General features: G+C 44.9%; 11 protein-coding genes and 1 pseudogene. 1 reads left to right on the top strand and 11 read right to left on the bottom strand.

The annotated features are described in order from the left end of the window. The first annotated feature begins 196 nt into the window (after positions 1 to 196). Positions 197 to 1,315: an acyltransferase gene (locus KI655_RS23635; protein WP_285409136.1), complete on the top strand. Its 1,119-nt coding sequence runs from the start codon at positions 197 to 199 to the stop codon at positions 1,313 to 1,315. 640 nt (positions 1,316 to 1,955) lie between these two features. Here the strand turns inward: KI655_RS23635 and KI655_RS23630 are convergent. The 11 genes and pseudogenes from KI655_RS23630 to KI655_RS23580 all read right to left on the bottom strand — a co-directional run bounded on the left by KI655_RS23630 (position 1,956) and on the right by KI655_RS23580 (position 10,041). Continuing rightward, entirely contained in the window at positions 1,956 to 2,153 is a 198-nt protein-coding gene (locus KI655_RS23630; RefSeq protein WP_285409135.1) for a hypothetical protein, read from the bottom strand. Between the two features lies 1 nt (position 2,154). Next, on the bottom strand, positions 2,155 to 2,850 hold the full coding sequence (locus KI655_RS23625) for a hypothetical protein (RefSeq protein ID WP_243583348.1): 696 nt from the start codon (positions 2,848 to 2,850) through the stop codon (positions 2,155 to 2,157). Then, complete coding sequence (locus KI655_RS23620) at positions 2,841 to 3,530, bottom strand: hypothetical protein (protein ID WP_285409133.1); 690 nt, start codon at positions 3,528 to 3,530, stop codon at positions 2,841 to 2,843. Before KI655_RS23620 ends, KI655_RS23625 begins: the two co-directional genes overlap by 10 nt. A 9-nt stretch (positions 3,531 to 3,539) precedes the next feature. Then, on the bottom strand, positions 3,540 to 4,076 hold the full coding sequence (locus KI655_RS23615) for an adenine glycosylase (protein ID WP_243583346.1): 537 nt from the start codon (positions 4,074 to 4,076) through the stop codon (positions 3,540 to 3,542). Positions 4,077 to 4,085: 9 nt separating this feature from the next. After that, a complete protein-coding gene (locus KI655_RS23610) occupies positions 4,086 to 4,439 on the bottom strand; it encodes a phage tail assembly chaperone (protein WP_285409130.1) in 354 nt (117 codons plus the stop codon). A 13-nt stretch (positions 4,440 to 4,452) separates the two neighbouring features. Continuing rightward, entirely contained in the window at positions 4,453 to 5,313 is an 861-nt protein-coding gene (locus KI655_RS23605) for a hypothetical protein (protein ID WP_285409129.1), read from the bottom strand. Between the two features lie 126 nt (positions 5,314 to 5,439). After that, a pseudogene (locus KI655_RS23600) lies at positions 5,440 to 5,899 on the bottom strand (phage tail protein); the annotation flags it as partial. 4 nt (positions 5,900 to 5,903) lie between these two features. Beyond that, entirely contained in the window at positions 5,904 to 6,404 is a 501-nt protein-coding gene (locus KI655_RS23595) for a hypothetical protein (protein WP_373417273.1), read from the bottom strand. 19 nt (positions 6,405 to 6,423) lie between these two features. Next, positions 6,424 to 7,611, bottom strand: a complete 1,188-nt coding sequence (locus KI655_RS23590) for a baseplate J/gp47 family protein (RefSeq protein WP_285409126.1) — start codon at positions 7,609 to 7,611, stop codon at positions 6,424 to 6,426. Beyond that, a complete protein-coding gene (locus tag KI655_RS23585) occupies positions 7,604 to 7,936 on the bottom strand; it encodes a DUF2590 family protein (RefSeq protein WP_285409124.1) in 333 nt (110 codons plus the stop codon). The genes KI655_RS23590 and KI655_RS23585 overlap by 8 nt, the downstream gene beginning before the upstream one ends. Next, positions 7,936 to 10,041 carry a phage tail tape measure protein gene (locus KI655_RS23580; RefSeq protein ID WP_285409122.1) on the bottom strand — a complete coding sequence of 702 codons (2,106 nt, stop codon included), beginning with the start codon at positions 10,039 to 10,041 and terminating at the stop codon, positions 7,936 to 7,938. The genes KI655_RS23585 and KI655_RS23580 overlap by 1 nt, the downstream gene beginning before the upstream one ends. Positions 10,042 to 10,056: the final 15 nt, after the last annotated feature.

The following is a 10,056-nucleotide window of genomic DNA, read 5'->3' as shown; positions in this document are numbered from 1 at the left end:
ATGGTTGATGATGTGATCTTATCATTCACTTAACTTATTACCTATAAATATCAAAAACTTATAGATAAAAACACACACTAAGTCCCATTAATGTCCACACATCGTATTGTCGTCCAAGCAAAACCCTATTTCAGTATTGCTTTGCAGTTATGCATCTTCTCTTGATTTTACCCACTATCGACGAATCCTTAAAAAAATGAAAGGCACAAAACCTTCTTACAGTACATATGAAGCTGTTATAATAAGCCCATTTTGTATTAAACATGGATTAGAGATGCGACAGAAAATAGATAGCATTCAAGTATTCAGGGGGATCGCAGCTTTGGCCGTTGTTGGTCACCATGCAGTTCAATCAACAGGAGCATTCATAGGGGAAATGCCCAGTTGGATTCACAACACTATAGGGCGAGGCCTATACGGTGTTGACTTTTTCTTCGTTTTGTCAGGTTTTATTATCATGTTTATTCATCAACATGATAATAAAACACTTAGCAACGCCAAACATTATGCCGCAAAGCGCTTCATGCGAGTATTTCCAGTATATTGGTGTGTTGCAATACCGCTAGCTATCGCGTATTACGTGATGTCTGGACTATCTGCTTCGGGAGGCAGGGAGATTAGTTTTCTTAGTTCAGCGTTTCTTTTGCCAAGTAGTGGAGTACCCACTTTAAGTGTGGCTTGGACGTTAATTCATGAGGTAATGTTCTACGCTTTTTTCCTAGTGTTTTTCTACAGCACTAGAGTATTTACCGTATTCATAATAGCCTGGCTGGGTACGATTCTGATGGTCAATATTTTTGGAGATGCGCCTACCGGAGCAAGTAGGTACGTTTTCTCTTTGCTAAATATCGAGTTTATACTAGGGATGCTCGCAGCAAAAGCTCTGAAATTCATACCTAATAGCAAAATTGCAGGTGGTCTCGTTATATCTGGGGTAATCCTAGGTACTGCAAGTATCTACGCTATCAACATTGGTTTACCAGGGGCGCTAAGACTTATCTTCGCTTTGGGCATGGCGATGTTAATTATTGGCGCCGCTACTCTAGAGCGCTTTCACCAATTTTCTTGGCCATACCTACTCATTTTACTAGGTAATGCAAGTTATTCCATTTATCTCATTCACAATCCTGCCCTATCTATTACACAGCGAGTACTTGGAAAAATGGACACTGGATGGGCTCTTGGACTAGTTGCTGGGATTGTACTAACGACCATTGCTGGAGTTATTTTTCACCTCATAGTAGAAAAAGCAATAGTGAATATGGGACAAAGGGTAATTAGATCTAAACCCAAACCATCTCTTCAAGGCAACTAGTAGTAATTAGCCACTCAAAAGAGTGGCTTTTTTGAATAGCTTATCCAAATTTACGCCTACTTGAGAATGTAATATTTTATGCACCTACCCACTTTGATAAAACCAATAAGTGCACTCAAGTGTTCGTGAAATATTTTGAATTTCCATTACAGACTCTACAATGGCTACACACCTTGTCTCCTTTCACTTCTACGCCAACACACAAGATCTTCAAGTTAAGCCATCAGATCCTTAAAAACTGACGAAAAACAAACATAATCGTTAAAATACAATAAGTTAATTGTTTTTGACAGATCATTACTGATCGTCGTTTTTGCAATTTATCGCAAAAACTCGCAAATATTGAAATTATCTTAGACTCGCTTTAAGCCACTTCTAGTGGCTTTTGGTTTCACTCGAAGCCCTTACAGAAAAAAGGCTTTGCGCGCGTTCTGCGCTTCGCTTAGCCCCGTAGACTTTCACCAAATCAAAATTGCGAAAAAACCAGGTCGTAAACCTCGCAGGTGGGGAGGAGGAGTGCGGATTCCGTCACCTGATTGCTCCTTTCCGTGGCGTTAGGCTGTAGCTATGCCATTGAGGTTTTAGATATAAGAAAAGCGCCCGTGGTGGGCGCTTGGTGATAATATGGTATGTGTTTAGCTTAGGTTACTTTGTAGCTCCCGGCTGAGCTGCCGCCTGTAACTGGCACTTGGGCATTCTGAGTAATTTCGTCCACTACTGCGTTAGCAATGGCTTCTGCCATCTTACCTGCCATAGCGAATTCACCATCAAGAACAAAGCCCTGTGCTTTCAATTCGTTTTCTAACTTCTCTTTCAGTGATGCTTTGCTTAATGCCATCTTACTTACCTGCAAATACGGTGGTTGATACGTCAACATGCGGCTTACCCATAAACGGACAAATACTCGCACCTGTGCATACTCCTTTACCACCATTCATCTTTATCGAGTCTGCATTCTCGGTGATATTTTTAGCTGTGGTTGTCTTATTACCTTTGACGGTTTCCATGTGGTCACCTTCAATTTCGGCTAAACGATTTTCCAGTACTTTAATTCGTTGGTTAAGGCATTCCAATTTATCGTCTTTATCTGTCTTTCGTTCAAAGTTACCGTCTTGGTCTACCAAGTGATAAACGCCTTGGCGTTGTTGGTATCGGCTTTCACCTTCTTTGATACCTGGTAACTTAAAACCAAGCGGAAGAACGCAGCGAATAAACGGCTTGTCCGGTTGACCGAACATAAAACCTAACTCTACGATGCTACCAATAGCAGGCGGTTCTAAACGGCCTGCATGATCACCAAGACCAGGAACCGGAAGCGGTACCGCCTGCAGTGGTGGTTTATCTTCGTATTCCATGCCCTTTTCATCGAGTAGCTGAACATCTACGGCATAATGAGGATAAAAGCGATCTGACAAGTCCCCCTCTTCTGGTAGTTCTGGCAATGCCACAACCTTTCCCCACCTTGGCAAGTGCCACTGGCCTGTAAACTCTGGGAACAACCGGAAGATAATGCGTTTAATAACATTCACATCCATGTTAGCTTTGCCTCCGTACCTTCAAACTCTACACCAATTAATCGAAGTCCATTCACGACAACACCTGGCTTTAGTTTTGGAATAGCCGGTATCTTTACTGACTTGTTGGCTGTGTGGTTTGTCATTAGCTCATTAGGTATGGTGACGGGCTTATCTGCCCAGAATGAATCCTTCCAACCGCCCACATAAATTTGCCCGTTGCCTTGTTGTTGCCAAAATAAATCCTCAATACTGAAGGCTTGGGCTAATTCGTCTATGACTCGATAGCCGTTGCCATCGCTATAAAAACAAGGAATGGCCGTTTTGCTGTAGGCTTTCTCTGGCACCACAAATTGAAGACCCGTTTTATTGGTTACTTCACTAAGCAGCTGCATAAGTGTCGGGTGACGCATGATAATGTTTAGTGGCTTGTAAAGAATTGCCGATAATTCGCGGCAAAAGACTTTTGACCAACCTTTTTCGGCGGGTTGTACTCGCTCAATGTAACCAAGAAAAACGCGACTTATATCGCTGCCCCAACCTAAATCTACCGCAATGATGGTATTAGGTTCGGAGTTACCTTCAATGGCAAGTTCACAACGACCTGGTGTGTTTTCACTAAAGACAATGCGATGGCTTTTCACTTTAGCTTTACCCTTACCCAGATAAGCACGGCAAAGAAATTTGTTGGTTGTCGTCATAAATCACCATTAGCCCAAAGCATTATCGACAGCTTTTAGCACCTTCATCACACCAGTTAATTCGACTTCTGTATCTGGCGGCACATCCTCGTTCTGCCCTGTTTCAACTGGCGTACTCACACCTTGCACTTTTTGTTGTGTTGCTGGCTCATCTGGTTGGCGTTGCTCGACTCTCTCTGGTACCGATAAGTACTCAACCAGCTCAAACGAAACACTCCATTGCCTATGAGAGTCTTGCTCATCGGCACGGACTGCACCTTGGAATTTCACCTGGCGAATTTTCAAAGCTTCTGCTGTTTTGTTACTGATACGGTAGATATGGCGAGAGCCATTTTCTAACGCTTCGGCCATGCTAAACAGATTGGTGAGAAGTTGGTTCTTACTGAACGGGATCACACCTTTTATGGTTAGAATTTTACCCTTAGTACCTGTTTCTGCTTGGTCGGTAGCCGAAGTTTGGCCGGACATATCTTGTCCGGCTAACTGTTGGCGAACGCTAATGCGTAAGTTCTTTAGTGGAAGTTGTGAACCGTCGAGAGTTAGCATTAAACTTTCCTATAGCACTGGTTTTTCAGGCCAAACAACATCATCAGGACTACTGTAGGTTTGGGGGATATCAGCAAGCAGCTGAACATAAGCATCTAGTTCTGAAAGTTGCTCATTTGATAGTGTGGTTGGATTGTCGGCATCATCTGCAACTTTACCGCTACGAAGCTCACGATGATGGCGTAAATAGTAATTGTCTGTACCAGAAATCAACTTATTACGATGAATGCGTATACCTCCCCATTTGGCATCCATTACTATCTGTTTTTTATCTGCTTCTGGTATATCCAATGCCTGCCATTCATCATCGCCCACGATGAAATTAATATAGCTTGCGCCCTTGTAAGAAAAACTAATAAGCATTGCTCACTCCCCCTTAAAGACTTGAAATGTTAGTGATGATATTCCTAGGCTCACCATCCGCTGCACGAATAATTCCAAGGATAAGGTCAGACATAGACTCACCACCTGGCATTGATGTTCCCCCCATGGATAACGATAACGTTCCAGAGTTTGCGAGAGAAGCCAGCTTCTTATCCACCACACCATCTTGAAAAGATAAAGAAGCATGACCTATAGACAATTCGCTGTGACCGTTTGCGTAGTTCCCATAGGAAATTAACATCTGGTCTCCAATTTGGACGGTGGTTTGCATCGTTTTCAGCGATACTGTAGTGGTATCTGTTCTTGTTACGAGCGAGCGGTCAGATGATGCACTGCCAACCTTTTCATCGAACATTGCAGTTTTGAGCGTGCCACCATAAATTAATATTTCGCCCCATCCGTTAATAGGTCGAAACACCCCAATAGAGTTCGTTCCATAGGTTTTCTGCTCAAGAGTCGCACCGTCCATATGAATTCTGATACTTTTTCGATCTAGAGTTACAGTATGATCAAGAGGTATATATAAACCTTTGGCGGCTAACACTATGATCCCACGTCCGCCCATCGGAATTTTTCCTGCTGCTGCTCCTAGAGTTTTAACGGCTGAGGATTTCGACAGTCCTGAGTTCGCATCATCCCCCGTATCGGGATGAAGATATATGGTAGGGCACAACTCCGTACTGATTGCTGTAGGTATTGCCGCATCCACTCGGTCGACGACATCATCAGCTTTTTTGTCAATTTCGGCCATCTTCCCCGCAACTTCTTCAGCCAATTCTCGGCTTTCTTGGGTTTGGGCCATCGACTGGTCTATCGCTTCCTGCAATAGCTGCTCAATAGTTTGATTAACCATCTTGTTTCTCCAATGCATTCAATCGTTCAGTGATTTGAATGTTCTTGTGATAAAGCTCGATAATGTGTTTTTGAGAAGCAAAGTGATTTGCTGCTAAAGACACCACCATCGTGTCAAAGTAATTAATTTTGTCTGAATAATTGAATTGCCATGTTTCGGCTGGCACGGTGATATTTGTGATAGCTTGTGCGCCCGAGAACTTAAGCAAGAAGTTACGCGTTAAGTTGTTCCCTTCTTCACCAGTCAATTCGTTATTTTTGCGTTTAGATTGCACCACCATATGGTTGGCCGACACCAACACACCTTCTTCACTGACCAACCCAAGCCAATTGAAATCAAAGTTCCCAATGGTGTTATCCAAAATGAGTGAGTAAACCACTTCATTCGAATTCACATAGGCACTTCGCGTTGGGGCCATTCTTAGTCGAATTTGGTTGCTTGGAGGCAACGACTGATTTCTTTCTGGCGGCACTGAAGGATCAACACCAGGCACGTAAGCCAAAACAAACTCTGCAATTTCAAGTGGCTCTTCCGCTTGCTGCTTTTGTGCAATAAGCTGTTCGCCCGCGATAGTAATGACTGCCATATTTTTATCCTATTGAAGCTGAGTAGGTTTCATGGGTGTGGCTGAACTCAGCGACCGAAACATGAAAATTAGCGGTAGTGGTCACATCAAAGCTGTATCGTCGGCATGTTCGCCCATATTGCCTTACTATTGCATCCATTAAACCAGGTACATCGTTGATGTCCCCATCATTCACTTTGACGCTCACGATATCCCAAGGGTAATAGTTCAGCCTTTCGTCAATTTTGATATGTGGGTAACCAAGTTTGGCAAACATATCTTCCCAACCCACTTCTGAGCCGCCACCTGCCGCAAAGGAGTATGCAAAGTTCACCCTTATGCGATAAATCTCTTCTGGCTCTTCAGGTAGTCGCTCTATGTCTCGTTGCCAAGCAATCAAGTCCACAAACTCAATGGGGGCTACCATCGGGTCTAATTGCTGCAGCGGCCACTCCAACACGGCTTTGATTGCACCCCAGTATCCAAGAAGGGCGTTAGCTAATTTGAGTATTTCCCCTTTGCCCATCCAGTGCTTTAACTTAAATTCAGGCAGTTGCAATGGTCACCCCCAAGCTACTAATGCGAGGTACTTCCATACCATTAGCAATATCAACATTATCGAATTCAATTGACTCAAGTTCAGGGAACTGGCCGTGAAGCTCTTGCGCCAATTTAGAAAAACTAAAGCGCGATGATGGTTTAGTTTTCGTCGCCTTGTAGTCCGTGTTCTGCCTAAATGCTGAACCAATGAATAGGCCGATATTCGTTTCTAGGTCTTGCCTTTCAGCTCCTGTTAACACTCGACCAACCCACGCTTTACATGTCACATCAATCAAGTTACCTGGCATCGCATACACAAGAAGGTCATCACCATGACCGTGGTTGCCATCACGATTTATATGATTGTTTAAGTCACTGAGCATTTGAGAAGAAGGTTCGCCCGAGTCCAGTAAAATGAATGCATTGGCTGAACCCGCACCGCGTGGGGCATTATGCTCAAAGTAAACATTTTCACTGTTGATACCCGCTCGTAGCATGAGTAATGAACGATAAGCTGCGTCTATATGCCACTTTGCCACACCGCTGAACTGGTTGCGGATACGAACTCGAAGCTGATCATCACTCTCTTCGTCGGCTCCGGCTTCAATAAGCCAATCAGCTGAGTTAACTACTTGTCCGATACCTGATACTGCAGTAGCAAAAATGTGGTAGTAGCCCTCACCCAGGTTATAGGCCGCACCTTCATGCTCTGCTTCCACTTCGCCAATAACCGACAGCTCATTTTCAGGCAGCGTGGTATCTTCTTTTAACACCACTCGATAAACCGTGCCGTTAATAGGGTCAGTTTGAATAAATGTCCCTTTAGGTACGACAATAGCCGGTCCCTTTGATGCAGCTCGATGAAACACTATTTGCCCTAATGCTTTCGTTGCAGGTTTGCGTTGTACGTTGAACTGCCAAGCCCATAAGTCGAGCCATTTGCCCACTGCCGTAGCAACAAACATATTCGGCAGAACATACCCAACCAAAAACGTATTGATAAGCCACACTGTTGGGCTGATCACCATGGTTTCAATCAAACGCCAAAACGGTGAGTACTTAGAGTCATTAGCGATGATGCTACCTTGTTTCTCTGCTTCTTCTTTCAGCACCGTTTTCCATTGGTCTTCATCAAGAGGCAAGCCTGCTTTTTTAGCAAGTTCGGTAAAATCTGGTTTAGGTATATCAGTCAAGGTTCACCTCTGCGCTTACTTCGCCAAACTCAAGGGTTTCTGCAAAAATGTAGATTAAACCGTCATTAACTTCGTCAATACGCACTGTGCCTGGTACCAACCGCACATCCTCTTCAACCAAGAGTTCTAGTTGTGTCCGAGCATCCGCCTTTTTCGACGGACTGCGCTCTGCAATCAGATACACGGCTAAGTTACTCTCGATAATGGCGTGTTTGATGTCTTGGGCGATCACTGCTCTGTCTTGAATCAATACAGGGTTACGACCTGCATCAAGCACCACGTCACCGTTTTCAATGAGCAAATCTTGGTATTTAAAATCTGCCATTAGCCTGCCGCCATTTCTAATTCACTTGCCATGTCTTGTGGGCTATTCATGTAGGTCGGATAAATTGCCACACCACCGTAATTGGTTGAGCTCGTTTGGTAGCTAGCAATGCTCTTGGCCGCGCCACCTGGCTGAATTTGTGCTTGAGGTGTCGCGCGTTTTACCGACTCAGATTGAACCGAAGCCGTTTCATCATCACTGCCAAAACCTGGTATCCAGTCAATCAGCCCTTTCATGGTTTCCCAGATACCTGCCAACTTGTCAGTGAACCAACTAAATACGCTCCCAAAGATGTTGCGCATCGAGTCAGCCATTTGCCCAATAAAGGCAAAGCCGCTGGTATCGGTAAAACCACTCATTACCCATTGCCAACCAGCCGATAGGAAGTTGAATAGGGTTTGAAATGGCAATGTCACCAGTTCTACCGCACTAGAAATTGCGGTAAACCACCATATATCAGCCATTTCCGCTGTAAACATGTGCCAACCCAACACTAGGCTCTCAAACCCGCCTTTCAACCACGACACCATTTGCCCAATGAAGGCAAAGCCACTTGTATCGGTAAAGCCACTCATCACCCACTGCCAACCAGCTTTAACAAACTCGAACATGGCCTTAAATGGCAGGGTGATTAACGTGATTGCTCCTTCAAGTACCTGGAACCACGTTGTGTCACCAAATGAAGCTTTGAGATCATCCCAGTAGTAAATCAATGCCCCTACTGCTGCGATTGCCGCTACCACTGCACCAACGACCAAAATGATTGGGTTAGCCGCTATCGCAATGTTGGCTGCTAACACGGCCACACGTAGTGCTGCCATGCCCTTGGTTAATAAGAAACTCACTCCCGTGAACATCTTCATGGTGAGCATGTAAGTTGCCATTGCTTGCTTACCCACACCCATCATCAAGGTAAATGCACCGCCTGCTGCCGCAGCACCTAAAATCGCTATTGCTGCAAAGCCAATGTATTTAGTGAGGTTCGGGAACATCTGCGTCCATTGAACAATTGCGGTAGCTCCTTCAGCCATGCCGCCAACAACAGGCAAGATGGCAGGTAGAAGCACGGAACCAAAAGCAGCACTTATGGCAAAAACGCCTTGCTCTAACCGCTCCCATTGGTCGGTCATGGCTCCCGCCATTTGCTCAGCAACATCAAGCCCTTTGACTTTGCCGAGCTCATTTATTGAAGTGGCGAGCCCATCAGTGTTTTGCATCAGAAGTTGGATCATGGCTGTAGCTTCTTGAGTACCAAACGCTTTACTGAGCTCTGCCGCTTCCGCTACCGAAATGGTTTCACCATAACGGCCCTTGATTTGATTCAAGATATCGACGATTGGCAGCATTTGACCTTGAGCATTCGTGAACTGCATATTCAAGGCTTCTTGAGCTTTGGCCGTACCCGCTAAGAACGCACGATATTTGGTACCCGCTTCACTACCACTCATGGTGGACTGCAAAGTACCAAGAATCGCCATTTGCTCAGTCATACCGACACCAACAGAGGTTGCCGCAGCACCTACCGAGGTGAACGCCGATGACATGCCATCACCCGTGGTCTTAAACATCTGAACCGCTTTCGCAGTTTGACCACCCAACATATTTACCCAGTCCGCCTTACCCATTTCGTTGGCGGAATTTTGGAAAATGCCGTACATGGTGCCGACATAGTTGGTAATGGTTGAGGTATCCGCTTTAGTCGCTGCAGCAAGCACCCCAGACGCACGGGTAAACTCAGAAAGCTCGTTGCCTCCTAACCCAGAAATAGCGGATTGAATATCATAGGAAGCTGCCACAAAATCTGAGGCTGACTTGCCATAGTCCACTGCAAATTCAAGTGCCGTGTCACTTAGCTGCTTCAGCTGCTCATCAGCAACACCCAGAGATTTAACCTCACCTAATGCCCTATCCATTTCAATGGCAGGCATCAAGGCTTGTTGTAATGCGAAGCCTGCACCCACCATGCCTGCCGCACCTGCCATCATGGTATGAGTACCTTGACGATAGGTGTTGGTGACATCGGTCATTTGTCGTTGAATATTGCCCAGAGGTTTTGAAATCTGGTCAATTAATCCAACTTGAAATCTGAGTGCTTCTGGTAACATCAACAATTCTCTACT

This window comes from Vibrio sp. D404a (assembly GCF_030248535.1).
Taxonomy (GTDB): domain Bacteria; phylum Pseudomonadota; class Gammaproteobacteria; order Enterobacterales; family Vibrionaceae; genus Vibrio.
This window is presented reverse-complemented; position numbering and strand designations above follow the sequence as displayed.